General features: G+C 61.3%; 26 protein-coding genes. 8 read left to right on the forward strand and 18 right to left on the reverse strand.

All coding sequences use genetic code 11. From position 1 onward, the window contains the following. Positions 1-88 precede the first annotated feature (88 nt). On the forward strand, positions 89-496 hold the full coding sequence (locus tag QF010_RS26405) for a hypothetical protein (protein ID WP_429534235.1): 408 nt from the start codon (positions 89-91) through the stop codon (positions 494-496). Here QF010_RS26405 and QF010_RS26410 read toward each other — a convergent pair. Continuing rightward, on the reverse strand, positions 444-1334 hold the full coding sequence (locus QF010_RS26410) for a DMT family transporter (protein ID WP_033056629.1): 891 nt from the start codon (positions 1332-1334) through the stop codon (positions 444-446). The two genes, QF010_RS26405 and QF010_RS26410, sit on opposite strands and share 53 nt — an antisense overlap. An 83-nt stretch (positions 1335-1417) precedes the next feature. Between QF010_RS26410 and QF010_RS26415 the strand changes: the two genes are divergently transcribed. The 3 genes from QF010_RS26415 (at position 1418) to QF010_RS26425 (ending at position 4852) form a co-directional block, all read left to right on the forward strand. Beyond that, positions 1418-2749, forward strand: a complete 1332-nt coding sequence (locus QF010_RS26415) for an aminotransferase-like domain-containing protein (RefSeq protein ID WP_429534236.1) — start codon at positions 1418-1420, stop codon at positions 2747-2749. Between the two features lie 156 nt (positions 2750-2905). Continuing rightward, on the forward strand, positions 2906-3322 hold the full coding sequence (locus QF010_RS26420) for an organic hydroperoxide resistance protein (protein ID WP_429510306.1): 417 nt from the start codon (positions 2906-2908) through the stop codon (positions 3320-3322). 258 nt (positions 3323-3580) lie between these two features. Then, entirely contained in the window at positions 3581-4852 is a 1272-nt protein-coding gene (locus QF010_RS26425) for an epoxide hydrolase family protein (RefSeq protein ID WP_429534237.1), read from the forward strand. A gap of 26 nt (positions 4853-4878) precedes the next feature. Here QF010_RS26425 and QF010_RS26430 read toward each other — a convergent pair whose 3' ends face one another. Continuing rightward, the gene (locus QF010_RS26430; protein WP_429534238.1) at positions 4879-5667 is read right to left on the reverse strand and encodes an alpha/beta hydrolase; all 789 of its coding nucleotides are present in this window, start codon (positions 5665-5667) and stop codon (positions 4879-4881) included. 148 nt (positions 5668-5815) lie between these two features. On the opposite strand from QF010_RS26430, the gene QF010_RS26435 reads away from it, so the two are divergent. Further along, entirely contained in the window at positions 5816-6760 is a 945-nt protein-coding gene (locus tag QF010_RS26435) for an aldo/keto reductase (protein ID WP_429534239.1), read from the forward strand. 18 nt (positions 6761-6778) lie between these two features. On the opposite strand, the gene QF010_RS26440 is transcribed toward QF010_RS26435, so the two are convergent. Continuing rightward, positions 6779-7459 carry a glutathione S-transferase family protein gene (locus QF010_RS26440; protein WP_429534240.1) on the reverse strand — a complete coding sequence of 227 codons (681 nt, stop codon included), beginning with the start codon at positions 7457-7459 and terminating at the stop codon, positions 6779-6781. A 147-nt stretch (positions 7460-7606) separates the two neighbouring features. Between QF010_RS26440 and QF010_RS26445 the strand changes: the two genes are divergently transcribed. Next, positions 7607-7978 (forward strand): nuclear transport factor 2 family protein, encoded by a 372-nt coding sequence (locus tag QF010_RS26445; RefSeq protein ID WP_033056613.1) that lies wholly within the window; start codon positions 7607-7609, stop codon positions 7976-7978. A 45-nt stretch (positions 7979-8023) separates the two neighbouring features. Here QF010_RS26445 and QF010_RS26450 read toward each other — a convergent pair whose 3' ends face one another. Beyond that, complete coding sequence (locus QF010_RS26450; protein ID WP_429534241.1) at positions 8024-9415, reverse strand: aldehyde dehydrogenase family protein; 1392 nt, start codon at positions 9413-9415, stop codon at positions 8024-8026. A gap of 100 nt (positions 9416-9515) precedes the next feature. Here QF010_RS26450 and ptrR point away from each other — a divergent pair, with 100 nt between their 5' ends. Next, entirely contained in the window at positions 9516-10400 is an 885-nt protein-coding gene (gene ptrR / locus QF010_RS26455) for a putrescine utilization regulator PtrR (protein WP_033056607.1), read from the forward strand. Positions 10401-10435: 35 nt separating this feature from the next. Here the strand turns inward: ptrR and QF010_RS26460 are convergent, their stop codons facing one another. From QF010_RS26460 to QF010_RS26475, 4 genes are all read right to left on the reverse strand, one after another. After that, positions 10436-10897, reverse strand: a complete 462-nt coding sequence (locus QF010_RS26460; protein ID WP_033056604.1) for a MarR family winged helix-turn-helix transcriptional regulator — start codon at positions 10895-10897, stop codon at positions 10436-10438. A gap of 134 nt (positions 10898-11031) precedes the next feature. Next, positions 11032-11472, reverse strand: coding sequence for an Ohr family peroxiredoxin (locus QF010_RS26465; protein ID WP_429510299.1), 441 nt, complete (start codon positions 11470-11472; stop codon positions 11032-11034). Between the two features lie 109 nt (positions 11473-11581). Further along, positions 11582-12034, reverse strand: coding sequence for an Ohr family peroxiredoxin (locus tag QF010_RS26470; RefSeq protein WP_429534242.1), 453 nt, complete (start codon positions 12032-12034; stop codon positions 11582-11584). A gap of 76 nt (positions 12035-12110) precedes the next feature. Beyond that, on the reverse strand, positions 12111-12551 hold the full coding sequence (locus QF010_RS26475; RefSeq protein ID WP_429534243.1) for an Ohr family peroxiredoxin: 441 nt from the start codon (positions 12549-12551) through the stop codon (positions 12111-12113). A 236-nt stretch (positions 12552-12787) separates the two neighbouring features. Here QF010_RS26475 and QF010_RS26480 point away from each other — a divergent pair, with 236 nt between their 5' ends. Further along, positions 12788-13795 (forward strand): Ldh family oxidoreductase, encoded by a 1008-nt coding sequence (locus QF010_RS26480; protein WP_429534258.1) that lies wholly within the window; start codon positions 12788-12790, stop codon positions 13793-13795. Positions 13796-13828: 33 nt separating this feature from the next. On the opposite strand, the gene QF010_RS26485 is transcribed toward QF010_RS26480, so the two are convergent. The 10 genes from QF010_RS26485 to QF010_RS26530 all read right to left on the reverse strand — a co-directional run bounded on the left by QF010_RS26485 (position 13829) and on the right by QF010_RS26530 (position 24988). Then, the gene (locus QF010_RS26485) at positions 13829-15409 is read right to left on the reverse strand and encodes an aldehyde dehydrogenase (NADP(+)) (RefSeq protein WP_429534244.1); all 1581 of its coding nucleotides are present in this window, start codon (positions 15407-15409) and stop codon (positions 13829-13831) included. 249 nt (positions 15410-15658) lie between these two features. Continuing rightward, positions 15659-17056 carry a fosfomycin efflux MFS transporter AbaF gene (abaF, locus tag QF010_RS26490; RefSeq protein ID WP_429534245.1) on the reverse strand — a complete coding sequence of 466 codons (1398 nt, stop codon included), beginning with the start codon at positions 17054-17056 and terminating at the stop codon, positions 15659-15661. A 71-nt stretch (positions 17057-17127) separates the two neighbouring features. After that, positions 17128-18045, reverse strand: coding sequence for a dihydrodipicolinate synthase family protein (locus QF010_RS26495; protein WP_033056590.1), 918 nt, complete (start codon positions 18043-18045; stop codon positions 17128-17130). 138 nt (positions 18046-18183) lie between these two features. Then, positions 18184-19212 (reverse strand): trans-3-hydroxy-L-proline dehydratase, encoded by a 1029-nt coding sequence (locus QF010_RS26500; protein ID WP_415767312.1) that lies wholly within the window; start codon positions 19210-19212, stop codon positions 18184-18186. Between the two features lie 134 nt (positions 19213-19346). Then, on the reverse strand, positions 19347-20069 hold the full coding sequence (locus QF010_RS26505) for an amino acid ABC transporter ATP-binding protein (RefSeq protein WP_008157200.1): 723 nt from the start codon (positions 20067-20069) through the stop codon (positions 19347-19349). Then, a complete protein-coding gene (locus QF010_RS26510; RefSeq protein WP_008157201.1) occupies positions 20062-20712 on the reverse strand; it encodes an amino acid ABC transporter permease in 651 nt (216 codons plus the stop codon). The genes QF010_RS26505 and QF010_RS26510 overlap by 8 nt, the downstream gene beginning before the upstream one ends. A 10-nt stretch (positions 20713-20722) precedes the next feature. Further along, the gene (locus QF010_RS26515) at positions 20723-21388 is read right to left on the reverse strand and encodes an amino acid ABC transporter permease (protein WP_429510295.1); all 666 of its coding nucleotides are present in this window, start codon (positions 21386-21388) and stop codon (positions 20723-20725) included. Then, positions 21381-23159 (reverse strand): cis-3-hydroxy-L-proline dehydratase, encoded by a 1779-nt coding sequence (gene lhpI, locus QF010_RS26520; protein WP_429534246.1) that lies wholly within the window; start codon positions 23157-23159, stop codon positions 21381-21383. The genes QF010_RS26515 and lhpI overlap by 8 nt, the downstream gene beginning before the upstream one ends. A gap of 10 nt (positions 23160-23169) precedes the next feature. After that, positions 23170-23988, reverse strand: coding sequence for an ABC transporter substrate-binding protein (locus QF010_RS26525; RefSeq protein WP_046055488.1), 819 nt, complete (start codon positions 23986-23988; stop codon positions 23170-23172). Between the two features lie 250 nt (positions 23989-24238). Further along, positions 24239-24988, reverse strand: coding sequence for an AraC family transcriptional regulator (locus tag QF010_RS26530; RefSeq protein WP_008157205.1), 750 nt, complete (start codon positions 24986-24988; stop codon positions 24239-24241). Between the last annotated feature and the right edge of the window lie 30 nt (positions 24989-25018).

Here is a 25018-nt window from a genome sequence, read left to right on the forward strand (position 1 = left end):
ATATTTGCGACGGAATCAGTGCGTCCTCCAAAGAGGACGTGGAGGTGTCGTATGATGGCTGCTTTTCACCCGTCACAAGGACCCACCCATGCCGCTAAGCAAACGCGATCAGGCGCACATCGACCGTCGCCTGGTGGCCACCCTGACCGAGGCGTGTGAGACGGCCAAAGTGGAAATCCTCGGGTTCTGCTGGCTGACCCACGAGATCGATTACGATCGGTTCCCTTCCAGTCTGAGGGTTATCTGGGTCTTCGATACGCAGGCCAATAAGGATCAGGCGCTGGCCAGCGGGCAGGGCGAGCGCATGCTCGAGTTGACGGCCAATGCGTTAAGCGAAGCGGACGTTCTCGTCAGTCCGGTATCGGCCCATGTGCAGTTCGATTCTGAAGAAGCCTGCCAGCGCGCCAATGGCGGAAACTGGCAGCAACGCTTGTCGCGCCCGCTCACTTCGAAAACTTCCTCGCCCCAGCCACGCAAAGGATCACCGCGACGGTAACCCCCAGCATGCCGATGCTGACATGTTCGTGAAGCAGCGTGGCCGCCAGCGCCAAACCAAAAAACGGCTGCAGCAGTTGCAGCTGGCCGACGGCGGCAATCCCCCCTTGGGCAAGCCCGCGGTACCAGAAGACGAAACCGATCAGCATGCTGAAGATCGATACGTACGCCAGGCTCAACCACGCGGATGGGGTAATTCCCGAGAACGAAGCCGGGGCCATTAACCAGGTCAGCGGGACCATGACGGGCAGCGACAACACCAATGCCCAAGAAATCACCTGCCAGCCTCCCAGTGTTCTTGAAAGCTTTGCGCCTTCTGCATAACCCAGCCCGCAAGCGAGGATGGCCAGCAGCATAAGGATGTCGCCGGTCGGCGAAGCGGTCAGGCCTTGCGAGACCGCAAACCCCACGACCAACGCGCTGCCCAGCACCGAGAAGAACCAGAACACCGGCCGTGGACGCTCCCCGCCGCGCAACACGCCGAACACCGCAGTAGCGAGTGGCAACAAGCCAACGAAGACGATGGAATGCGCCGACGTCACGTATTGAAGCGCCAGCGCCGTCAGCAGCGGAAACCCTACGACAACACCCATTGCCACGATCGCCAAAGGCATAAGCTGACGCTTGGCAGGCCGTTTTTCTTTAAACAGCACCAGCATGCAAAGTGCCAGGAGCCCGGCAATCGCCGCTCGGGCAACGGTCAGGAACACAGGGTCGAATTCCAGCACGGCCAACCGTGTGGCCGGCAGCGAGCCGCTGAAAATCAGCACGCCGATAAACCCGTTGAGCCATCCGCTCGCGGTCTTTTCCGTCGTTGGGTTTTGCAGGGTCCGTTCCATCTGAGGGCACTCTCAATTTGCAGAGATCCATCGTATGATCGACGATCACTACAATCAAAAAATTGTCATGGATACAACTCGACATGCCTCGCTCACGGTACAAGTCATTAATGGATGCGTTGGCGGCTGACATCCGGTCAGGGCGATTGTTGCCGGGCACGCGCTTGCCGACGCACCGTCAACTGGCGGCAACAGAAGGGCTGGCATTGGTGACCGCCAGTCGGGTCTATGCAGAGCTCGAGGCCATGGGCCTGGTCAGCGGCGAGACGGGGCGAGGCACGTTCGTGCGGGAGACGTCGTTGCCACCGGGCTTGGGTATCGACCAGAAAAACGTTGCCGTCGGAATGACCGACCTCAACTTCAACTATCCCTCGCTGCCCGGGCAGGCAGAACTCTTGCGAAATGCGCTGCGCCAGCTCGCCTTGGGTGGTGATCTGGAATCCCTGTTGCGCTACCAGCCACACGCCGGGCGCCTGCATGAGCGCGCCTCGGTGGCGCGCCATTTGCTCGCCCGAGGACTGACGGTGGAGGCCGAGCAAGTGTTAGTGGTCAGCGGTGCCCAGCATGGGCTGGCCGTGACGATGATGGCGCTGTTGCAACCCGGTGATGTGATTGCAGCGGATGCACTGACCTATTCAGGATTCATCGTGCTGGCCGAAGCCTTGCACCTGGAAATCGTGCCCATTCCCGTGACCGAACAGGGACCTGATCTGGAGGCGTTGGACCGTCTGTGCCGGAGTCGCCGCGTGCGCGCGGTGTACTCGATGCCGACGCTGCACAATCCGCTGGGATGGGTGATGAGTGCCGATCAGCGCGAGTCGCTGGTGACGATCGCGCGCCGGCATGACTTGCTCATTATCGAGGACGCCGCGTATGCGTTCCTTGCCGAGAACCCGCCAGTACCGATAGCGCAAATCGCCCCCGAGCGGACCGTGTACGTTTCAGGGCTCTCCAAAAGCGTGGCCACGGGATTACGGGTAGGTTTCGTCGCCGCCCCGACCGAAAAAGTGCCCGCGCTGGAGCGAACGATCAGGGCGACCACCTGGAATACCCCCGGCGTGTTGACGGCGATCGCGAGCACTTGGCTCGACGATGGCACCGTCATGCAACTGGAAGCTGAAAAACGCCAGGATGCGCAAGCCAGGCAAACCATGGCCGCAGAAGTGCTGGCGGGCCTTGCGTGCATTCGTCATCCGTCGTCCTATTTTCTTTGGCTGCCTCTGTCTGAAGATGCGAGGGCCGACCAGATCGCCGCGGCGCTGCTGCGTGAAAAAGTGGCGGTTTCAACCGCTGAGCCTTTTGCGACTTCTGCTCATGTACCGCATGCGATTCGCTTGGCGCTGGGGTCGGCAGAGATGGGCGCACTGCGTGAGGCGCTGGAAAAAGTGAAGTGGGTGATTGGTGCTTATTCGTAGCCCGAAGTCGCCCACCGCCATCTATATTGAAAGGTCCAGTTCGCTGCGGGTGATGCAAGCGCCGGACGAATGGCGAATCCCTCAAGCAAGCAGGACTGGTCGATACGCTCACAGAGGGCAATTTTTTCATCCCGCATTTTCAATCAGGAGATCGTCATGACCCAGATCGAAAAAGTACTGTACACCGCCAAAGTCCACACCACGGGTGGGCGGGACGGCGCATCACGCAGTGATGATGGACGACTCGACGTCAAGCTTTCGTCCCCCGGCACCAAGGGCGACGGCACCAATCCGGAGCAGTTGTTCGCCACGGGTTGGTCTGCCTGTTTCATCGGTGCGATGCAGGTCGCTGCCGGCAAAATGAAAGTCACGCTCCCGCCTGACCTGGCCATTGACGCCGAAGTTGACCTGGGCACCAACGCAGGCGGTTACCTGCTGCAGGCTCGCCTCAATATCAGCCTGCCGGGAATGGACCGCGAAACGGCCCGGGCGCTGGTGGATGAAGGGCACAAGCTGTGTCCGTACTCCAAAGCCACGCGGGGCAACATCAACGTCGAAATCAACCTGGTCTGAGCCGGGGCTGTCACGTTATTGGCAAGTCGGCATCGTTACCATTCGCCCTCCCAGCGCCTGCCGCCGGGAGGGCGTTTTGCTGTATGGAGAAGTCAGCGATCAAGCATGAATGACCGGTTTCAGGCCGTGTGAAAACGTCCAGGATTGTCTAACCTTTTTGACGTCGAGATCGTAAAGGGCGCCATCCATCGCCCGACCTCCGCCCACGCCATTCTCACCACGGACGGACTCATCGTATCCCTCAGCTGAGGTATGAAGATGAAGCTCACACTCGCGGCCGCTGTAGCGACCCTCGCGCTTTGCGTCTCGGCCCTCGCCAGCGCCGCTCCCGCCGCCAAACCCCAGGCCATTCAGCCCTTCCACGTTAATGTGGCGGATAAGGAACTCGTCGATCTGCGCAACCGTATCGCGGCGACCCGCTGGCCGGACAAAGAGACGGTTTCCGATCGATCACAGGGCGCACAGCTGGAACAACTGCAGGCGCTGGTTCGCTACTGGGGCACGGACTACGACTGGCGCAAGGCCGAGGCGCAGCTCAATAATCTGGCGCAGTACGTGACCACCCTCGACGGGGTCGACATCCACTTTATCTGGGTACGTTCCCCCCACCCGAACGCTTTGCCGATGATCATGACCCACGGGTGGCCAGGCTCGGTGTTCGAGTTCATCAAGGTCGTTGGTCCGCTCACCGATCCGCCCGCGCACGGGGGCAATGCGGCAGATGCCTTCGATGTGGTGATTCCGTCCATTCCTGGCTACGGCTTCTCAGGCAAGCCGAGTGGTATCGGTTGGGATCCGGACCACATCGCCCGGGTCTGGGCGCAGCTGATGCAGCGCCTCGAATACACCCACTACGTCGCCCAGGGCGGCGACTGGGGCGCCCCCATTACCAGCGCGATGGCACGCCAGGCGCCGGCCGGATTGCGTGGCATTCACCTAAACCTGCCAGCCACGATACCAGCGGAAGCGAGCGCGGCGCTCGCTGTCGGCGGACCGGCGCCGGCGGGTTTTTCCGAGAAGGAGCGCGCGACCTATGACGCCGTCGCCACGCTCGTCAAACAGGGGAACCTGGCGTACAGCGCGATGATGGCTGCGCGGCCGCAGATGATCGGTTACGGCGCGACGGATTCACCGGCCTTCCTCGCCGCGCTCCTGCTCGTGCATCCAGGCTTTGCCCGGTGGACATACGGCGCCGACCCCCAACAGTCGCCGACAAAGGATGAAGTGCTGGACGACATCACGCTCTATTGGCTGACGAATAGCGGCGCCTCGGCAGCAAGGCTCTACTGGGAGAACATGGGGCGAAGCCCACTTTCTTCGGCCGCACAGAAGACCACCGAGATTTCGCTGCCGGTGGCCGTCACCGTGTTTCCAGAGGATGTTTATTGCCCGCCGGAGACGTGGGCACGGCGCGCTTATAGCAACCTGATCTACTTCCATCAGGCCGACAAGGGCGGCCACTTCGCGGCCTGGGAACAGCCGCAGCTGTTTACCGAGGAACTTCGCACGGCGTTCCGGTCGCTGCGCTAGTCGAACACTGCCCGTGGGACCGCCACTTACAAACCATCGCCCAACACCTTGAGATACTCGGGACTCTCGGAGATCGAGTTGTGCCCCGTACCCGGTATGACCTTCAGCGACGCCACCCCGTTGGCGAAATGCGTAAAGAGCCGCTCGGTGCTGGCGCGCGGTATCACTTCGTCGTGTTCAGCCGCGATCAAGAGCGTCGGCACCGTGATGTGGGCGGCGTACTTCCAGGATTCAAAGGTGTCCTTGAGCAACCACTTCACCGGGAAGATGGGGAACTGCCGGGCGGCGAGTTCTTCAACACTGTTGTAGGGCGTGATCAGCACCAGACGCGCCGCCGGGCGTTGGCTGGCGAGGCGCACGGCGACGCCCGAGCCCAGGCTGCGACCGACCACCGTAATCTGTGGATGGGTGGCGTAGACCAGGTCAAACAAGGTCAGGGCGTCGCGCGAAATCATTTCCTCAGAGGGCGATCCGGAACTGCCACCGTAGCCTCGGTAGTGCAGCAAGTAGAGGGCGTGATCGGCAAAGGCTGCGGAAAACGAAGTCAGGCTCCGGGAGACGTCCTCGGCATTTCCACCGAAATAGATCAACGCGTTCGGGCCCTCGTGCGGCCTGACGGACACCAGCACCTGCGCGTCGTCGACCGAGAGCGTGAGCAGCGATGCCGAGGTGCCGACAGCGCGGGGTTGCGGGAAGTAGATGAGGGCGCGCTGAAACACAAACAGCGCAGCGCAGAGCGCCAGATACACGACGGCGATGATGACGACGATTGACACCAGGATTCGTGGCATTCGACTAACTTTAGTGGGCGGCATTGACGGCTCTGGCCGGAAGACGGCTATCGCTTGATCGCTGTCAGAGTGTAGTAGACAGGTAGCTATGCTGATGTGGCTAGCCTCGTGCGTGCGGCGCGAGAAGTGCTGTGGACCGTGGCTGACAGCAAAAATGTGGAAGGACAATTCCATGAGCCACACTGATGGTTACACGCGTCGAAAAATACTCACGCTGGCTGCCGGTGCTTCGGCGGTTTTCACCTTTGATCCAGCTTTTGCAGCATCCACGCCGTCGAGCGAAACAGGAGGCAAGAACATGCTGACCCGGGCCATTCCATCCAGCGCCGAACGCTTACCGATCGTTGGGCTGGGCACGTATCGCGGTTTTGATGTCGAGCCTTCAAGCCCCGCCTACAAGCAACTGCCTGCGGTGCTGCGCGCGTTGTTCGAGAAGGGCGGGAAGGTCATCGACAGTTCGCCGATGTACGGTCGCGCCGAACAGACGACCGGTGAGCTGCTGTCGATTCATGAACCGCGCTCGCCGGCGTTTCTGGCCACCAAGGTGTGGACCCGTGGCCGCGAAGAAGGCATCGCGCAGATGGAACAGTCCTTCAAACTGCTGCAGACCGACCGGATCGACCTGATGCAGATCCACAACCTGCTGGACTGGAAAACCCATCTGCCGACCTTGCGCAAATGGAAGGAAGAAGGGCGCATTCGTTACATCGGCATCACCCATTACACGGCGTCGGCGTATGACGAGGTGGAAGCGGTGCTCAAGGCCGAGCCGTTGGACTTTTTGCAGATCAACTATTCCCTGGACGATCGCGGCGTCGAGAAACGCATCCTGCCGCTGTGTCGCGAGCGGGGCGTGGCGGTGATCTGCAATCGGCCTTTCGGCGGCGGTGATTTGCTCGCGCGCTTGAAGGGCAAGCCGTTACCGGGATGGGCCGCGCAAGTGGGGATCAACAGCTGGGCGCAACTGGCGCTCAAGTTCCTGCTGACGCATTCGGCGGTGACCTGCGTGATCCCCGGCACCGGCAACCCGCGTTACATGGCGGAAAATGCCGGTGCAGGTTTCGGTCCGATGCTGACGGGGGCGCAGCGCGAGCAGTTGATTGACGTGGTGGGGTAGACGAGTTGTCGAGGCTCGTCAGGTGTTGTTCGGTGCCTGGCGAAATCTCTCCGGGATGGCCTCCGCAAACGGATAAAACGAAAACCAGGGTCTGGCTTCATCGATCACCCGCTGGACGGACGGTCTGCTCATCAGCCTGTCGAAATAGGCTTTCAAGTGGCCGTAGTCGTCGGGAAACGGCTCGAGCGTACTGGCATAGAAAAGTGCCGGGGCCGCGGCGCAGTCGGCCAGGCTGAAATCATCACTGGCCAGCCAGATTCTGGACGCCATCTGGTGGTCGAACATGCCGTACGTCGTCCGCAGTGTGGAACGCTCTCTGGTCAAATCGCCGTGAGTGCCGCGCAGGCGATCAAACACGATCTGTTGTAGCGGGTGTTGGAGATAGTGGTCGCAGACACGGTCCCACAGACGGACCTCCAGCGCGGTGTCCCAATCGCTGGGAACGAGTGGATGTTCACCGGCATAAAATCGGTCCAGGTATTCGATGATGATCGTGGTCTCCGCCACGTTGCGCTCGCGAGTGTGGTCGCGGATGACCGGGAACTTGACGAGCGGCCACAGCGCTTGCAGCTCTGCTCTGTCTGCATCGTTGGCGAGATCGATGATCCGTTTCTCGAATTCGACAGCGTTTTCATAGAGTGCGATCAGCACTTTGTGGCAGAACGACGACAGCGGATGGTAGTAAAGAGTCAGCGACATCTCTCAGCTCCTCGAAAGGCAAGTGACCCCCATCATCATAGTCGCCGTCCGGGACGGTGAAGCGCGCGGTGCTAGACTTTCAGGGTGGGGTGGATGATCGAACAACCTGATCCGGCGGTGCGATAGTGAGAACGCTGGAGGTATGACATGACGACTCAACTGCTGGCTAAAGAACACATCAACGTGGTGGTCCGCAATTATGTAGAAGGCATGGTGTTCGCTGATGAAGCCTTGCTGCGACAGGCCTTCCATCCTTCTTGCCGCATCATTGGTCATTACGAAGAAAAGCTTGAATGGGCATCCCTGGAGGAATTTATCAGCGCGATCAAGGCCGAAGGGCCGGCAGCCAAAGAGGTTAAACCGTTTTGGGAAGTACTCAGTATCGATGTCACGGGCGATGCCGCCGCGGTGAAAGTCAATGATGATTATCTCGGCATGCGATTTACCGATTATCTGTCGCTACTGAACATCAATTACCGCTGGTTGATTGTGAACAAGCTGTATTACCTGAACGAATAGCGCGTGAGCCCGGGAGCCCAAAGGCTCCCGGGCATCGTTATGCAATCAGCGACGATCCAGCCACACGGTCTGGGCATTGCAGAATTCGCGCACGCCGAAATGCGAGAGTTCACGTCCAAACCCGCTTTTCTTCACGCCGCCGAAGGTGACACGCGGATCGGAGGCGCAATAACCATTGATGAACACGCCACCGGTTTCCAGTTCACCGGCCATCTGCTCGGCGAGTTCGACGTTGCGCGTGTAAATGGTGGCGGTGAGGCCGAACTCACTGTCATTCGCCAGTGCCAACGCATGCGCCGCATCACGCGCGGTGATGATCGAGGCCACCGGGCCAAACAGCTCCTGTTTGAACGAGGTCATCTGGTCGGTGACATCACCGAAAACCGTGGGCTCGTAAAAGTTGCCAGGGCCTTCAGCCTTCTTGCCGCCCATCAACAGCGTCGCGCCTTCTTCCAGGGTGTCGCGCACCTGTTGATCCAGTTCATCACGCAGATCAAAGCGAGCCATCGGACCGATGTAAGTGTCGGTAGCCAGTGGATCGCCGACCAGCAGTTTTTGCGTGGCTTCGACGAACTTGCGCGTGAATTCCTCGACGATGCCTTGCTCGACGATCAAGCGTTTGGCCGCCGCGCAAACTTGCCCGGTGTTCTGGTAGCGGCCAATCACGGCGGCTTTGACCGCTTCGTCGAGGTCAGCATCGTTAAGCACGATGAACGGATCGGAGCCGCCCAGTTCCAGTACACACTTCTTCAACGCCGCACCGGCTTGAGCGCCGATGGCGATGCCGGCTCGCACGCTGCCAGTGAGGGTCACGGCCGCGATGCGCGGATCGGCGATTGCAGTGGAGACGCCGTCCGGCGTGACATTGATCACCTCGAAGACACCTTCGGGAAAGTCGGCTTGCTTGAAGGCTTCCCGCAACAGATAAGCGCTGCCCATCACGTTGGGCGCATGTTTGAGCACGTAGGTGTTGCCGGCGATCAGCGCTGGAACGGCGCCGCGCAGGACCTGCCAGATCGGGAAGTTCCACGGCATTACGGCGAGAATCGGGCCGAGCGGGCGATATTCAATGCGCGCTTTTCCACCTTCAACCAGCGTCGGTTCGGCGCTCAACATCGCCGGGCCATGTTCGGCGTACCATTCGCAGAGCAGCGCGCACTTTTCGATTTCGCCACGCGCCTGAGTGATCGGCTTGCCCATTTCCAGGGTGATCATGTTCGCCATCGCGGCGGCGTTGTCGCGCAATACCCGCGCCAGGGCCGTCAACAACTGCGAACGTTGATCAACCGGTTTGCTGCGCCAGGCGCGGAACCCGGCAGCGGCGCGGGACAGGGCGGCGTCCAGTGCCGATGCGGATTCGAAAGGGTAGTGGCCGATCTGCTCGCCGTTGGCAGGGTTGATCGAAATGGCATGGGTGAGGCTGGAAACTTGAGTCATGGCACCGTCCTGCGAGGTGGGGATGTGCTCAGGTTACGGTGGTGTTTGTTTTCTGGAAACTGAATAATACTGAGCATATCGTTCACGTTTGGAGAATGACTTGGATCTGGTTCAGCTGGAAATATTCAAAGCCGTCGCCGAGCACGGCAGCATCAGCGCGGCGGCTCAGCACATCCACCGGGTGCCGTCGAACCTGACGACGCGGATCAAGCAGCTGGAGCTGGATCTGGGCGTGGACCTGTTTATCCGCGAGAAGAGCCGCCTGCGCCTGTCGCCGGCCGGCTGGAGTTTCCTCGACTATGCCCGGCGCATCCTTGACCTGGTCCAGGAGGCACGGGCGACGGTGGCGGGCGAAGAACCGCAGGGATCGTTTCCGCTGGGATCACTGGAGAGTACCGCTGCGGTGCGCATTCCTGGGCTGCTGGCTGCGTATAACCAGAAGCACGCCAAGGTCGAGCTGGACCTGTCCACCGGACCTTCGGGGACCATGATCGACGGGGTGTTGTCGGGCCGATTGGCGGCAGCGTTTGTCGATGGACCGGTGCTGCACCCGGCACTGGAAGGCGTGCCGGCGTTTGAGGAAGAGATGGTGGTAATCGCACCGCTCAACCATTCCCCCATTCATCGCGCGCGGGATGTTAATGGCGAAAACATCTATGCCTTCCGCTCCAATTGCTCTTACCGACACCACTTTGAAAGCTGGTTCGCCAAGGACGCGGCGGTGCCCGGCAAGATTTTCGAAATGGAGTCCTATCACGGCATGCTGGCGTGCGTCAGCGCCGGTGCAGGCCTGGCGCTGATGCCCCGCAGCATGCTCAACAGCATGCCCGGATGCACCACCGTGAGCGTCTGGCCGCTATCGGAATCGTTCCGCTATTTGCGCACCTGGCTGGTGTGGCGCCGGGGGACGGTGTCGCAAAGCCTGACCATGTTTGTGCGCTTGCTCGAGGAGCGCGGGGTGGTGCGCGATGACACTGTGCGCTAGTTCGCAGGCGAAAATATCCTGATCGGCGAGCCGACTCATTCCCCGGCTTTCGTCGACTTGATCAGATTGTTGCGCAACTTCACGACCGCCTTCTGCAGGGTCGTGAACTCGTCGAGCGTCAGCCCCGTCGCGTCGGCGAGGCCCATTTCCGGTTGGCTTTCGCGCAGCTGTCGCCCCTTCTTCGTCAGGCTGATCCGTACCTGGCGTTCATCCTCGGGGTCGCGCTGCCTTTGCAAAAAGCCCATCGCTTCCAGCTTCTTCAGGATTGGGGTCAGCGTGTTCGATTCGAGAAACAGCTTCTCGCCCAGGCTGCCGACGGTCTGGTTGTCTTCCTCCCACAGCGCGACGATGGTGATGTATTGCGTATAGGTCAGCCCAAGCTGTTCGAGTATCGGCTTGTAAGCCTTGCCGAAGGCCAGGTTGGTGGAATAGACCGCAAAACACAGGAATTCGGAGAGCTTCAGGTTGTCGGGGACGGCGTTGTCGGTGGGTTTCATGTACAGCCTCGTTGGCCAAAGACGGATGGCTCGCAAAAAAACGAAATATACCTCGTATGCGATTGTGTCGGAACGACTCTAACTGACGGTGGCGACCGGTTCGACGGCGAAAGTCGAACCGGTCGTACGGTGCATCACGCTGTCAGGGCGTTGATAACCACGCCGATATTGCCGCGCGTTGCTTTCGAATACGGGCAGATCTGGTCTGCGGCGTGCGCCAGCTCCGTCGCGACGTCTTGCGTCAAGCCTGGCACGCGAAGAGTCAGCCGGGCCTGGAGGAAGTAGGCCGGACCGGTCTGGCCCAGATCGACCTCAATATCAACCGCCATATTAGGCGGCAGCGTCACCTTCATGTTTTTCGCCGCCAGTTCGACGGCAGCGGTGTAGCAGGCCGACCATGCACCGGCGAAAAACTGCTCTGCCGTGGGGTGCGGAACAACGGCGGCGAACTCTTGTGCCAGTCTAGGGTTTCCCGGGGACGAGAGCTGGATGGAGAGGCCGCGGGAAGAGTTGTCACCGTCGCTGAACGTCGTGTGGGTTTTGCCTGTGGCCAGGACTTTTTCGATCTTGTTCATGGTTGAGTCCTCAACGTGTTTTTGGGTTTGTGATTCGTATGCGCTTAAAGCGCATACGATGTATGTGGCGTATCGACCATGCCGATCGATAGCAACGCCGCGCGGTGCGTCAAGCCGTGAGGACGTTCAGGGCCACGTCAATGTTACCCCGCGTCGCTTTCGAGTACGGGCAGATTTGATCGGCGGTGTGCGCCAGTGTCGTCGCGATGTCGTGCGGCAAACCCGGCACGCGCAGGGTCAATCGAGCCTGAAGGAAGTAGGCCGGACCGGTCTGACCCAGATCGACTTCGATGTCGACGGACAAATCCGACGGCAGCACCACGTTCATCTCACCGGCCACCAGCCCGACGGCGGCGGTGTAGCAGGCCGACCAGGCGCCAGCGAACAGTTGCTCGGCAGTCGGGTGCGGCTGGGTGGCGGCGAACACGTGGGCTGGCTTGGCGATGCCGGGCGTCGACAGGGTGATGTCGACGCTGCCGTCATGGCCGCGCGAGGTGATGCCAGCGTCGCTGATGGTGGTGTGGGTTTTGCCGGTGGCCAGTACTTTTTCGATCTTGCTCATGATGATTTCCTGAGTTTGTATTGTTTTCGCATGCGCTTGTATCGTATGCGATATATTTAATAAATTAAAACGATCTTCACGCCGTCAGGACGTTCACCGCCACATCGATGTTGCCCAGCGTCGCTTTCGAGTACGGGCAGAGTTCGTGTGCGGCATGCGCCAATGCGGTTGCGACGTCGTGTGCCACGCCCGGCAAGCGGACAAAGAATCGAGCCTGAAGGAAGTAAGCCTGACCGGACTGGCCCAGATCGACTTCGATGTCGACAGACGCATCGGCCGGCAGCGCCACTTTTTTCGCCTTGGCGATGTGTTCGATGGCGGAGATGTAGCAGGCCGACCATGCACCGGCGAACAGTTGCTCGGCGGTCGGGTGCGCTTGGGTGGCTGCAAACACGTGGGCCGGTGTTGCGTCACCTGGCGACGACAGCTCGATGTCGAGGTTGCCGTGGGCACGGGTTGCGTCGCTGAACGTGGTGTGGGTTTTGCCGGTAAACAGTACTTTTTCGATCTTGCTCATGGAATGAATCCTCAACGTTTCAATAAGTGGTGTTTGTCTATCGTATACGTTTGTATCGTATGCGATTGAAATAATATTCGCGCAGAGCTCAATCGGTGTCAAGGGGTGGTGTGAGGCCCAGCCGACGAATGGCGGGTTGCCGGGATATGCTGAATTCGTCGTCCACCGGGCCTAAAGCGATCAAGCCGTGGCGTCTGGAATGGGCCAGTCTGGGCGGTCTGTCCAAGGAGTTGATGATGAAACGACTGTCCCTGGCCGAAGCTCGCGAGCTGGCCGAATCGATCTTGCTGCACAACGGTTTCAACCTTGCCCACGCTCAGGCGGTGGCCGCCACGGTGATTGCCGGCGAGCGCGATGGCTGCGCCTCCCACGGTTTGTATCGGGTTTTGGGATGCGTGAATTCGCTCAGGGCCGGCAAGGTGGTGGCCGATGCCGAGCCACGGGTGATCGACCAGGCCCCTTCGATCGTGCGGGTCGATGCGGCGGGTGGTTTCTCCCAATTGGCGTTTCAGGCAGGCCTGTCCTTACTGGAGGAGAAAACCCGGGCAAACGGGATTGCAGCGCTGGCGATCAATCGCTGTGTGCATTTTTCTGCCCTGTGGGTCGAGATCGAGCAGCTGACCGCTGCCGGCCTGGTGGCGCTGGCGTGTAATCCGAGTCATGCCTGGGTTGCGCCGGCGGGGGGCAGTCAGCCGGTGTTCGGCACCAATCCGATTGCGTTCGGCTGGCCGCGTTCGGGCAAGGATCCGTTTGTGTTCGACTTCGCCACCAGTGCGATTGCCCGTGGCGAGATCGAGTTGCATCGGCGTGCCGGCCAAGCGATTCCTGAAGGTTGGGGTGTGGACGCTGAAGGGCAGCCAAGCACTGATGCGAACGTGGTGCTCGATGCGGGCGCGATGCTGACGTTCGGCGGGCACAAGGGCTCGGCGCTGGCGGCTATGGTGGAGTTGATTGCCGGGCCGTTGATTGGTGACCTGACCAGTGCGGAGTCGCTGGCGTACGACGCGGGCAGCAAATCGTCGCCGTACCATGGCGAGCTGATCATCGCCCTCGATCCGCGACGCTTTCTCGGTGAGGCCACCGAGCAGCACCTGGCCCGTGCCGAAGTCATGTTCCAGAGCATACAAGGGCAGGGCGCACGCTTGCCGTCGAAACGACGTTATGAGGCGCGAGCACGCAGTTTGGTGGAGGGCGTGCAGATTCCCGAAGCCTTGTACAACGACTTGAAGGCACTGCTGGACTGAAGGGAGACGGGCGCCAGTGGCGCCCGTTTGGTTTTACAGCGGTTCGCGGTGGCTGTTGCCGTCGACCAGACGGGCGATGCCCAGCGGATTGGCGTTTTGCAGTGCCTCGGGCAGGAGCGCATCCGGGCAATTCTGGTAGCACACCGGGCGCAGGAAACGCTCGATGGCCAGGCTGCCGACCGAGGTGCCACGGGCATCGGAGGTGGCGGGGTAGGGACCGCCATGCACCATCGCATCGCAGACTTCGACGCCGGTCGGGTAGCCGTTGAACATTACCCGGCCGACTTTCTGTTCAAGCAGCGGCAGCAGTTCGCTATGGGTTTGCAGGTCTGCGGCTTCGGCAATCAGCGTAGCGGTAAGTTGGCCGTGCAAGCTCTGCAACGCCTGTTGCAGTTCGGCCTTGTCGGCCACTTCCACCAACACGGTAGTCGGGCCGAACACTTCCTCCTGCAACAGATGATCGCCATTGAGCAATAGGCCGACGTCGGCCTTGAACAGCTGCGGCTGGGCCTGCTTGCCCTGTTGTTCGCGGCCGGCCAGGTGGCTGATGTGCGGATGCGCGTGCAGCGCCTGCACACCCTTGGTGTAGCTGGTTAACGTGCTGGCGTTGAGCATGGTTTGCCCCGGTTGGTCGGCCATTACCGCGCTGAGCGATTCAATAAATGCGCTGAATTCAGGGGAGCGAATGCCAATCACCAATCCGGGGTTGGTGCAGAACTGGCCGCAGCCGAGCACCACTGACGCGGCGAGTTCGCGGGCGATTTTCTCGCCCCGCAGTTGCAGGGCTTCGGGCAGTACCAGCACCGGATTGATGCTGCTCATTTCGGCGAACACCGGAATCGGCTGAGGCCGTGCGGCGGCCATGTCGCAGAGGGCGCGACCGCCCTTGAGCGAGCCGGTGAAGCCGACAGCCTGGATCGCCGGATGCTTGACCAACGTTTCGCCGACACCCGCGCCGTAGATCATGTTGAACACGCCTTTGGGCATGCCGGTTTGCTCGGCGGCGCGGATGATTGCATCGGCCACGAGCTCGGCAGTCGCCATATGCCCGCTGTGGGCCTTGAACACCACCGGGCAACCGGCGGCCAGGGCGGCCGCGGTGTCGCCACCGGCGGTGGAGAATGCCAACGGGAAATTGCTCGCGCCAAACACCGCAACCGGGCCGACGCCGATCCGGTACTGACGCAGGTCCACCCGTGGCAGCGGCTGACGTTCGGGCAAGGCTAGGTCGATGCGCGCACCATAGAAATCGCCACGGCGCAGGACCTGAGCGAACAGGCGCATCTGACCGCTGGTGCGACCGCGCTCACCTTGAATCCGCCCGGTCGGCAGCGCCGTCTCGCGGGTGACCAGGGCAACGAACTCATCGTCCAGCGCATCCAGTTGCGCGGCGATGGCCTCGAGAAATTCCGCGCGGCGGCTCGCCGGCAAATTGCGGAAGGTCGGGTAGGCGAAAGCCGCGGCCTGGGCAGCGGCGTCGACTTCCTCAACGGTGGCTTGCATGAACGCGTAGGGCAGTGCTTCACCGGTGCTGGCGTCATGGCTTTGCACGGTGATGTTGCCGGCGGCACTGCGCGCACCGCCGATGTAGTTGTGGCCGATGATGTGGGGCATGAAAAACTCCTGTCGGAAAAGGGGGCAGGCCTAATGATTGCCAGTTAACAGAGATCGATGGTCGGACGGTTACTTGTGGCGAGGGAGCTTGCTCCCGCTCGAGTGCGCAGCAGTCGTAAAACCTGCACAACGGTGTGCCTGGAAGAACCGGGTTTCAGGTTTTAGGGACGCTTCGCGCCCCAGCGGGAGCAAGCTCCCTCGCCACAGGTACTGTGCTCGTCTCACGTTCTTGACTGGCAGGTATGAAACTCAAGCCAACGAATCACCCCGACGTGTGCTGGCGGGTTCGGCGGTGCCCAAGGCAGCGATACGCGCAGCGGATTCGCTATCCACCAGGTGCAGCGACTTACCCCGGGTTTCCCGAGTCAAACCGACGGCGACGATGGAGATCAGCGCGGCACAGACCAGGTACCAGGCGATCGGTGTCGAGCTGTGGTACTTGTTGAGCAGGGTGAGGGCAATCAGCGGCGCCAACGAGCCGGCGAAGATCGGCGCCACCTGGTAGCACAGGGACAACGCGGTGTAGCGCACGTGGGTCGGGAACATTTCGGCCATCAGCGCCGAGTAGGGCGCGTAGGTCATCGACTCGATCGCCAGGCCCAGGGTGATTGCCCCGATGATCAGCCAGTTGTTGCCGGTGTCCATCATCGGGAAGCCGATGAAGCCCCAGAACGCGGTGAGGATTGCGCCGGTCAGGTACACCGGTTTACGCCCGACCAGATCGGACAGATACCCCATCAGCGGGATCATGAAGAAATGCAGCAGGTGCGCGCCGAACATCAGAAACAGAATCTCTGAGGTGTCCTTGTGCACCACCAGCTTCAGGTAGGTAATCGAGAAGGTCACGACGGTGTAGTAGAGAATGTTCTCGGCAAACCGCGCACCGATACCGACCAGCACTGCACGCCAGTGATGACGCAACACTTCGACCACACCCAATTGTTGTTGCTTGTTTTGCGCCTGACGGGCCTGGGCTTCCTTGAAGATCGGCGCGTCGTCGACGCTGGTGCGAATCCAGTAGCCGATCAGCACCACCACCGCCGAGAACCAGAATGCGACGCGCCAGCCCCACGCGAGGAATTGCTCCTCCGACAGGTTCGACGACAACAGCAGCAACGCGACGGTCGCCACCAGGTTACCGGCCGGCACACCGGCTTGCGGCCAACTGGCCCAGAAGCCTCGGCGATTGTCCGGGCAGTGTTCGGACACCAGTAGAATCGCGCCGCCCCATTCACCTCCGAAGGCGAAACCCTGGATCAGCCGCAGCAGCACCAGTAACACGGGCGCGGCGTAGCCGATCTGGTCGAAACCGGGCAGGCAACCCATCAGGAACGTGGTGATGCCGACCACCACCAGGCTCAGTTGCAGCAGGCGTTTGCGGCCGAACTTGTCACCGTAGTGACCGAACACCAGACCACCCAATGGGCGCGCGAGAAAGCCGACGGCATACAAAGCGAAGGCGGCGAGGATGCCATCGATCGGGCTGTCGGTTTGACGGAAGAACAGCTGGCCGAAGACCAGTGCCGAGGCGGTGCCGTAGAGAAAGAATTCATACCATTCGGCGACCGTGCCGGCCATGGCGGCGGCCACCACGCGCTTGAGTCCCGAAGGTGTGGTTGCGCGGGCGGTGCTGTGAGGATTGGGCATGCTGACGTTTCCTGTAGAGGCGCAAAGACAGGTAGCCGGGCCGGGTCGTCAATGACCCGCCCGGCGATCACTCAGAGACCGACGTCCGGCAGTTCCGGACGATTGGCCAGAGCCTTGGCCATGATCTGCTCGACGAACACCCGATCGGCTTCCGGCAGGGCCAGGCGGGGTGGACGGGTCAGGGCGCTGCCGCGACCGGCAATGGCTTCGCACAGCTTGATGCACTGCACCAGGTCGGCACGGGCGTCGAGGTGCAGGATCGGCATCAGCCATTCGTAGATCGGCATGGCTTCGGCGAAGCGACCGGCCTTGGCCAGGCGGAAGATCGTTTCGCCTTCTTTCGGGAACACGTTCGACATGCCCGAGACCCAGCCTTCGGCCCCCACGGCGATGCTTTCCAGCACCACGTCATCAAGGCCGGCGAACAGCACAAAACGGTCTCCCACTTCGTTGCGCACGTCGATGAAACGACGGGTGTCGCCGGAGGAGTCCTTGAAGCACACCACGTTGTCGCAGTCGGCCAGGGAAATCAGGATGTCCGGGGTCACGTCGTTTTTGTAGATCGGCGGGTTGTTGTAAACCATCAACGGTACGTCGGCGTTTTTCGCCACGTAGCGGTAGTGCTCGGCGGTCTCGAACGGCTTGGAACCGTAGACCAGCGCCGGCATCAGCATGACCCCGTCGACACCGACGCGGCGCACGGCGTTGGCGACTTTGGCCGCTGCGATGCTGGTGAATTCGGCCACGCCGCAGATCACCGGCACGCGGCCGCGGGAAGCATCGACCGCGACTTCAGTCACGGCGATTTTTTCTTCGGCGGTCAGCGAGGTGTTTTCCCCCACCGAACCGCACACCACCAGGCCCGACACGCCGTCACGGATCACGTTGGAAATCACCTGGTGGGTTTTTTCCAGGTTGATGGAGAAGTCGTCGTTGAATTGAGTGGTCACCGCTGGGAAGACGCCACTCCAGTTAATGCGCTTGCTCATTGTTGCCTCCGGTTCGTTAATTGTATTTCGTATACGATATTTCAAGTGGAAAGACTCGGCCAGTGCTTTTTTCAGTTACGAAGGGTTTTTTATTAGCCGTTTGTCAGAGTTTTTTGCTGAGGGTTTGTAAGGCCGTGCTCAGGCACCCGGCCATGTGTCAGACAGTCGATAGCCTTGTGGCCACGGATCGCTCGGATCCAACAGCAACTGGTGGGTGCCGGTGATCCAGGCCCGGCCGGAAATGCACGGATAAATCGCCGGGCGTCCGGCTACTTCCGTCAGCGAATCGATGCGGCAGTGGAACTCGGAACCGATGATCGAACGGCCGATAAAACGCTCGCCGACCTGCATCAAGCCCTTGGCCTGCAGCACCGCCATGCGTGCCGAGCAGCCGGTGCCGGTCGGCGAACGGTCAATCTTGCCGGGTTGAATCACCACCGCGTTGGCGCCGGTGGCGATGCCATTTTCATAGACGAGGGGAGCGGCGATCTGGCAGAAGGAAATGTGCGACCACTCAGGGTTCAGCGGATGGACGAAGCCCAGTTGTTCATTGGCGGCACGGGTGATTTTCAGCCCGACCTCGACCAGTTCTGCGGCTTCATCAGGACGAATGGAAAAGCCCAGGCGCTTGGCGTCGGCGATCACAAAACTGTCGCCGCCGTACGCAGTATCGACCTGCAATGAGCCGAGCCCTTCGACTTCGATCCAGGCGTCGAGGCGGTCAGCGAAGGAGGGCACGTTCTTGATTTCTACCCGTTCGACCTTGCCGTCACGGCAGTCGGCCACCGCTTCGATCAGCCCGCCCGGCGCTTCGAGCACCAGCCGGGTTTGCGGTTCGGTCATCGGCAGGATGCCGCTGTCGAGCAACACGGTGGCCACGCACAGCGAATTGGAGCCGGACATCGGTGGCGTGTCGGCGGGTTCCATGATGATCCAGGCCATCTGCGCCCGAGGATCCTTGGCCGGCACCAGCAGGTTGACGTGACGGAACACGCCACCGCGCGGCTCGTTGAGGACGAAGTTGCGCAGGGTCTGATCCTTGGCAATCCAGCGCGACTGCTCCCACACCGTAGCCCCGGGCGGTGGCGCAACGCCGCCGACGATCACGTCGCCGACTTCGCCTTCGGCATGGCAGCTGACTACATGGATGACTTTTGATGAGCGCATTGTCTGCTCCTTGTTTTGTCTGTTCGGGCCTCATCGCGGGCAAGCCCGCTCCCACAGGGTTTGGTGGTGTACACAAAACTGGTGACCGACATAGATCACTGTGGGAGCGGGCTTGCCCGCGATGGGGCCATTAGTTATTTCACTGATTTCAGGAAGGCCGCGGTTTCCGCATGCACCGGGTTGCCGATAACCTGATCAGGCGAGCCGATCTCATGCACCAAACCATTGCGAAAGAACGCCACGCGGTCGGACACGTCGCGGGCGAAGCGGATTTCGTGGGTCACCAGGACCATGGTCATGCCGTCTTCGGCGAGCATGCGCATGGTGTCCAGCACTTCGCCCACCAATTGCGGATCGAGGGCTGAAGTGGCTTCGTCGAACAGCATGTAGTCCGGCGACATGGCCAGGGCGCGGGCGATCGCCATGCGCTGTTGCTGGCCGCCGGAGAGCTTGCCGGGAAAGGCCTTGAGCTTGTCGCCCAGGCCGACGTGGGTCAGTTGCTTGACCGCCAGTTCCTCGGCTTCGGCCTTGCTTTTGCCTAGCACTTTGCGCGGCGCCAGCATCACGTTTTCCAACACGGTCAGGTGCGGGAACGCGTTCCATTGCTGGAAGACGATGCCGATCTTCTGCCGCAGACGGTTGAGGTCGGTGGCGCTGTGGTGGACTTCGACACCGTCGACACGAATGTTGCCTTTCTGGATCGGCTCAAGGCCGTTGATGCACATCAGCAGGGTCGACTTGCCCGAGCCGGAGCCGCCGATGATCGACACCACCTCGCCCTTGTTCACCGTCAGGTTGACGCCCTTGACCACTTCGAGGTTGCCGAAGGATTTGTGTACGTTGTCGATCTCAATCATTTTCTTGCCACCTTCTTTCCAGACGAGCGCCGAGGCGAGCGACCACCAGGCTCATGACGTAGTAGATGAGGCCCGCGATGCACAGCACCAGCAGCGGTTCCTGAATGCGGGTCACGATGGTTTGCGAAGCGCGCAGCAGTTCGACGATGCCGATCCACATCACCAGCGCGGTGTCTTTCATCACGCTGAGCACCAGGTTCAGCCAGCCGGGAAAAGCCACCCGCGTGGCCATCGGCAGGACGATCCAGCGCAGGTCCTGGAGGAAACTCAGGCCCAGCGAGCGGCTGGCCCGGCGCACGGTGAATGGCACCGACAGCACGCCGCTGCGCACGATCTCGGTGAAGTACGCGGCGGCGTAGACCCCGAGCACAATGCAGCCAACGCTGAAGGCGCTGATGTTCAAGCCGACGATGCTTTTCAGCGAGTTGAACAACACAAACTGGATCAGCAACGGCACGCTGCGAAACACGTCCAGCACCCACGCCAGTGGCAGGCTGGCGCGTGGCAACAGCGCTCGCAGCAAGCCGAACAACAGCCCGGCGAAGGAGCCGAGGATGATCGACCAGAACGTGAGTTTCAGAGTGACCCAGGCGCCATCAAGCAAGAACAACAGGTCATTCCAGGAAAAACTGGTGGTCAACATGCTCACCTCCTCAGTAACGGAACAGCCGCCAGGCCATCAGCCGGGCGACGCCGACGATCGCCTTGGCAATCAGGTAATACAGCGCCGCGGCGATGGCGAAATATTCGAAAGTGCGGAACGTCTTGACGTTGTAATCCTGGGTCACGCCGGTGAGGTCATTGTTCAGCCCGACGATCACCCCCAGCGACGTCATCAACACCGCCCAGACCATCTGGTTACTCAACGGATAGAACACGATCCGCAGCAGCTGCGGGACGATGATCATCCGGTAAGCCTGAAAGGCACTCATGCCCAGCGAACGCGCGGCGCGCACTTGGGTGCCGGGCACAGCCTTGAGGCCACCGCGAAAGTTTTCCGCGAGGTAACCGGCGTTGTTGAAAGTGATCCCGGCCAGCAGCGCGAACCATGAGCTGACGTGCAATTCCAGCGAGCCGAGGCCGAAGTAGAGGACGTAGATCTGGAACAGCGACGGGGTGTTGCGGGCGACCGACACCCAGCCGTTGCCGATGCCGCGCAACAACGGCTGTTTGGTTTCGCGCATCACCGTCAGGGCCAGGGCGATCAGTACGCCGAAGATCATCGACAGTGCGGCGGTCTCGAAGGTGACCCAGGCGCCGGCGAGCATGTCCGGCAGGGCGCGCAGCGTTGCGCGCCATTGGAAGGTGTAATCAAACATGCGCGGGGCTCTCCAGGGAGGCGGCCGAATGCAGCCAGGCCGGCAAACGACCACTGGCCGTGGCGCTGCAGGCGGCGTCGACACATTCGGCGAGGTTGGCGAAGTGCACCTTGCGGCCTACCAGGCCGGGTGCGTAATGGGCGTACTTGCCCGAGTTGGTCATCAAGGTTTTGGCGGCCAGCGGAATCACCGGCTCACCGAGCATGCACCAGCAGGTATCGGTGACCAGGGTTGCGCCGAAGGCTTCGATCACCGCGATATGCCCGGCCTCGCGCGCCTGCTCCAGCACCGCACGACCACAGGTGATGGCGAGCACCACCACGGGGTGCTTGTGCCGACCCCGGCACAGCCGCGCCAGATGCGCGAATTCGCTGAGGGAGAAATGCGGGTTGCCCAGCGAGACCACATCCACCCGGTTGTCGCGGGCACTGTTGAGCTTGCGCCAGCTGAGCAGCAAATCCTTCAGGCGGATTTTTTCCACCGGCACATCGGCATCCGCCTCCAGCACCTGCGTCGGGTCGAGTGCTTCCGGGGTCACCCCGGCGATATGGAACAGCGGCGCGGCGGAGGTGGTGGCGAAAGCCGCGCCAAAAGCTTTCAAATCGTCCAGGCTCGGCTTGCTGTGTTCCAGCCCCAACACCAGCGGAATCCGGCTCCCGGCCAGGGCGCCGATGTGGTAACCGAGCAGCGGGTAAAAGGCATCGTCCAGCTCGCCAAAATCCGGCAATTCGATTTGCAGTCTCGCTTTACGTTGTGCGTCCAGATGGCAGCCAATCAACGGCGCGCGGCCGGTCAGGGCGATGCAGATATCCAGGTAGTCCGGGTATTTCAGGGTGCGTGCGCCGAGCACGCTGTTGGCATATACCACGGCGTTGGATTCGGCCCAGACGATTTGCTCGCCGGCCTTCGGCGCGCTGTCGAGCAGGTAGGGCGCGCAGGTAAAACTCAGCTGTGCGCCCATCGCCATGTACGCATCGCCCAAGGCACTGGCCGGTACGCCGAGCGCCGGATCAATGCCCAACTCGCGCCAACGGCGCTGGTCGACGGAAATCGAATTGAGGGTGGTCGGCACCCGTACGTTTGCTCCCCACTGCACCAGTTGTTCGGCGAAGCGCAGGCTCGCAGGTCCCGTATAAATGCAGCCGTCGATGTGCGCCTGGGTGACATCCACCAGGTGACGGGCGCCTTGCAGTTCAGCCATGCGCAGGACGATCTGCATGGCCACTTGGGCAGCTTTGCCATGCTCGCCGCCGAGTAGCGCCTGATCGTGTTCGGTGAGTTCGATAGCGCTGCTTTTTTCTGCTGTCGGCAACGGACTGTCGAGTGCCTGCCAGGCATCGCCCGGCAGGTGTTCGAACAGAGTCACCGTTGAGGCTTCGACCCGAGCAAAGGCCTTGCCGCGCAAGGCGGCGAAGGCCTCCCTGCCGATGCACAGCACCGGCAGGGATCGCTCGAAAATGGTCTGTGCCACGAGCACGCCCAGGGTCAGGATCTCATCGGGTTCGGCCAGCACCAGTGCGGCCGGCGCATGACCGTTGCTGATCAGTTCCATCAGCACACTGCTGCCGGTGCACGAGCCGCGGCCACTGGGAATGGCCAGCACCCGGCCGGCCAGGTATTCGCCGCTCAGCGGGTGGTGACGGTCGATGACCTCGCCGCTGTACGGATCGACCCCGCCCCAGAAACTCAGCCCGACATCGGCGAACAGCAGAGCGCCTTGTGCGGCGCCGGCGACCAGGCTGCGACCGGTCAGAGAGGTTGGCCTAGGCATGCCGGACACCTCAGTAATAGACCTTGGGCACGGTCAGGTCGGTGGGTGAAATCTCGGTGCCGACCCATTTGGTGAACAGCTCGTTGTAGCGGCCGCTGCGCACCTGCTGATTGACGAACAGGTTGAGGTAGTTGAGCAGGCCATACTCGTTGCGCTTGGCACCCAGGGACACGTAGTCGATGGTGTACGGCGCGTTACCGGCGATTTTCAGGTTCTTGTATTTGCCCGACTTGATCGTGGCGGCGGCCACGGTGTTGGTGACCACGGTGGCGTCGATGTGACCCTGGGCGACCGCCAGCAGCGTGTCGTTCTGCGACTGATAGGCGCGGAAGGTGCCGGTGCCCCAGTTCTTCACGTCTTTTTCCAGGGCGATGGCTTCGTAGGTGCCGCTGGTGTTGCCCAAGGCTTTGCCCTTGATATCGGCGAAGCTGTTGATGCCAGTGTTGTCGCGGGTCAGCACGACCATCTGGAAGGCGAAGTACGGCACGGTGAGGCCGACGGTCTTGGCCCGTTCCAGGGTGTCGGACGTGGATGCAACGATCACGTCCGCACGCCCGGAAACCAGTGCCGGGATTCGATCGGGGAAGGGCGTTTCAACCACTTCAGCGTCGACCCCGAGGATCTTCGCCAGGTCGTGGCAGTAGTCCACGTCGAAACCGGCCGGGTTGTTACTTGCATCGCGAAAACCCATGGGCGGGAAGTCCAGGGTCACGGCGCAGCGCAGCTTGCCCGAGCCAATAATGTCGTCGAGCTTGTCGGCCTGGGCGGTGGCGATAAAGGACGTACTGAGAACAGCGCTGAGGGCTACGGCAAATGCGGGGTTTTTCATAGAGGCCTCGTTGTCGGAAAGTGCTGTTGGATATCGTATTGTGAATTTCGTATACGATATGTGATTAGCAATGAGCGTGCCTGTTTCCGAACTGAGGCGAGAATTTATCGCCAAGCCTTGAGTTAAACGTCCTGCAAGATTTTAGGAATAGGGCGTAGGAGAAGAGCGCCTTGGCGGGTCGTATCAGACGGTGTTACAGAAGGGAGCAGTGGGAACGCCGGGCGCCCCTTAAAGGAACACTCGTCTGGGTTCAGCGACGGCTTTCGCGATACTGACTTGGCGCCAGACTGGTCAAGGCGCGGAACTGCCGGCTGAAGGCACTGTGGTCGGTGTAACCGCAGCGCAGGGCGATCTCGGTGATGGGCAAGTCGGTGTGCAGCAACAGTCGAGAGCCTTCTTCCAGGCGCGCCTTGTGAATCATCTGCCGTGGGGTGAGCTGGAACACCCGTTTGCAATGGCGCTCCAGTTGCGCCACGGAAAACCCGGCGATTGCAGTCAGTTCGGCGAGGCTGATCGGTCGGGCGAAATGGCTGCGGATATGCGCATCCACTGCGGCGAGTTTCTGGAAGGCCGGATGACTGGACTGTGGCGTTTGCAGGTCGCGGGAGATGCCGGCCAGGCCGACGATCTGACCTTGCAGGTCGCGCAGCGCGAGTTTGTGGGTCAGGCACCAGACCGGCTGGTTACCGTAATACAGGTGCAGTTCGAGTTGGTCGGCCAGTTCGCGGCCGGTGGACAGCACCCGCCGATCCTGCTCGGTGTACAGCGGGCCGAAGCGCTCGGGAAAGACCATGTCGGCGGTGCGCCCGAGCAACTCGTCACTGTGTTTGAAGCCGCAGCGCCGGGCCAGCGTCTGGTTGACGAAGGCGTAGCGGGCCTCGCTGTCCTTGATGAAAAACACCACGTCCGACAGGGTATCGAGCAGCGCCGCGATCGGCTGCAGACTGCTCAGCAGAGTGGGCAGGTCGCAGGGTTTGAAAGTAGTGAGCGAGGCATACATGGCGCTGGGCGTCTGGAGGCAATGCCCGGG

The sequence above is a fragment of the Pseudomonas silensiensis genome, assembly GCF_050434865.1.
GTDB classification, from domain to species: Bacteria; Pseudomonadota; Gammaproteobacteria; order Pseudomonadales; family Pseudomonadaceae; genus Aquipseudomonas; species Aquipseudomonas fluorescens_W.

What these genes read in the sequence shown, in the direction of transcription:
- QF010_RS26430 (WP_429534238.1), bottom strand. Translation starts at nt 5,667, where the DNA reads ATGCCGCCCACTAAAGTTAGTCGAATGCCACGAATCCTGGTGTCAATC.
- QF010_RS26525 (WP_046055488.1), bottom strand. Translation starts at nt 23,988, where the DNA reads ATGAAAAACCCCGCATTTGCCGTAGCCCTCAGCGCTGTTCTCAGTACG.
- QF010_RS26505 (WP_008157200.1), bottom strand. Translation starts at nt 20,069, where the DNA reads ATGATTGAGATCGACAACGTACACAAATCCTTCGGCAACCTCGAAGTG.
- QF010_RS26435 (WP_429534239.1), top strand. Translation starts at nt 5,816, where the DNA reads ATGAGCCACACTGATGGTTACACGCGTCGAAAAATACTCACGCTGGCT.
- QF010_RS26475 (WP_429534243.1), bottom strand. Translation starts at nt 12,551, where the DNA reads ATGAGCAAGATCGAAAAAGTACTGTTTACCGGCAAAACCCACACCACG.
- QF010_RS26515 (WP_429510295.1), bottom strand. Translation starts at nt 21,388, where the DNA reads ATGTTTGATTACACCTTCCAATGGCGCGCAACGCTGCGCGCCCTGCCG.
- QF010_RS26440 (WP_429534240.1), bottom strand. Translation starts at nt 7,459, where the DNA reads ATGTCGCTGACTCTTTACTACCATCCGCTGTCGTCGTTCTGCCACAAA.
- QF010_RS26460 (WP_033056604.1), bottom strand. Translation starts at nt 10,897, where the DNA reads ATGAAACCCACCGACAACGCCGTCCCCGACAACCTGAAGCTCTCCGAA.
- QF010_RS26485 (WP_429534244.1), bottom strand. Translation starts at nt 15,409, where the DNA reads ATGCCCCACATCATCGGCCACAACTACATCGGCGGTGCGCGCAGTGCC.
- QF010_RS26465 (WP_429510299.1), bottom strand. Translation starts at nt 11,472, where the DNA reads ATGAACAAGATCGAAAAAGTCCTGGCCACAGGCAAAACCCACACGACG.
- QF010_RS26470 (WP_429534242.1), bottom strand. Translation starts at nt 12,034, where the DNA reads ATGAGCAAGATCGAAAAAGTACTGGCCACCGGCAAAACCCACACCACC.
- QF010_RS26405 (WP_429534235.1), top strand. Translation starts at nt 89, where the DNA reads ATGCCGCTAAGCAAACGCGATCAGGCGCACATCGACCGTCGCCTGGTG.
- QF010_RS26445 (WP_033056613.1), top strand. Translation starts at nt 7,607, where the DNA reads ATGACGACTCAACTGCTGGCTAAAGAACACATCAACGTGGTGGTCCGC.
- QF010_RS26410 (WP_033056629.1), bottom strand. Translation starts at nt 1,334, where the DNA reads ATGGAACGGACCCTGCAAAACCCAACGACGGAAAAGACCGCGAGCGGA.
- QF010_RS26450 (WP_429534241.1), bottom strand. Translation starts at nt 9,415, where the DNA reads ATGACTCAAGTTTCCAGCCTCACCCATGCCATTTCGATCAACCCTGCC.
- QF010_RS26480 (WP_429534258.1), top strand. Translation starts at nt 12,788, where the DNA reads ATGAAACGACTGTCCCTGGCCGAAGCTCGCGAGCTGGCCGAATCGATC.
- QF010_RS26415 (WP_429534236.1), top strand. Translation starts at nt 1,418, where the DNA reads ATGCCTCGCTCACGGTACAAGTCATTAATGGATGCGTTGGCGGCTGAC.
- QF010_RS26510 (WP_008157201.1), bottom strand. Translation starts at nt 20,712, where the DNA reads ATGTTGACCACCAGTTTTTCCTGGAATGACCTGTTGTTCTTGCTTGAT.
- QF010_RS26530 (WP_008157205.1), bottom strand. Translation starts at nt 24,988, where the DNA reads ATGTATGCCTCGCTCACTACTTTCAAACCCTGCGACCTGCCCACTCTG.
- lhpI (WP_429534246.1), bottom strand. Translation starts at nt 23,159, where the DNA reads ATGCCTAGGCCAACCTCTCTGACCGGTCGCAGCCTGGTCGCCGGCGCC.
- QF010_RS26420 (WP_429510306.1), top strand. Translation starts at nt 2,906, where the DNA reads ATGACCCAGATCGAAAAAGTACTGTACACCGCCAAAGTCCACACCACG.
- QF010_RS26425 (WP_429534237.1), top strand. Translation starts at nt 3,581, where the DNA reads ATGAAGCTCACACTCGCGGCCGCTGTAGCGACCCTCGCGCTTTGCGTC.
- QF010_RS26500 (WP_415767312.1), bottom strand. Translation starts at nt 19,212, where the DNA reads ATGCGCTCATCAAAAGTCATCCATGTAGTCAGCTGCCATGCCGAAGGC.
- QF010_RS26495 (WP_033056590.1), bottom strand. Translation starts at nt 18,045, where the DNA reads ATGAGCAAGCGCATTAACTGGAGTGGCGTCTTCCCAGCGGTGACCACT.
- abaF (WP_429534245.1), bottom strand. Translation starts at nt 17,056, where the DNA reads ATGCCCAATCCTCACAGCACCGCCCGCGCAACCACACCTTCGGGACTC.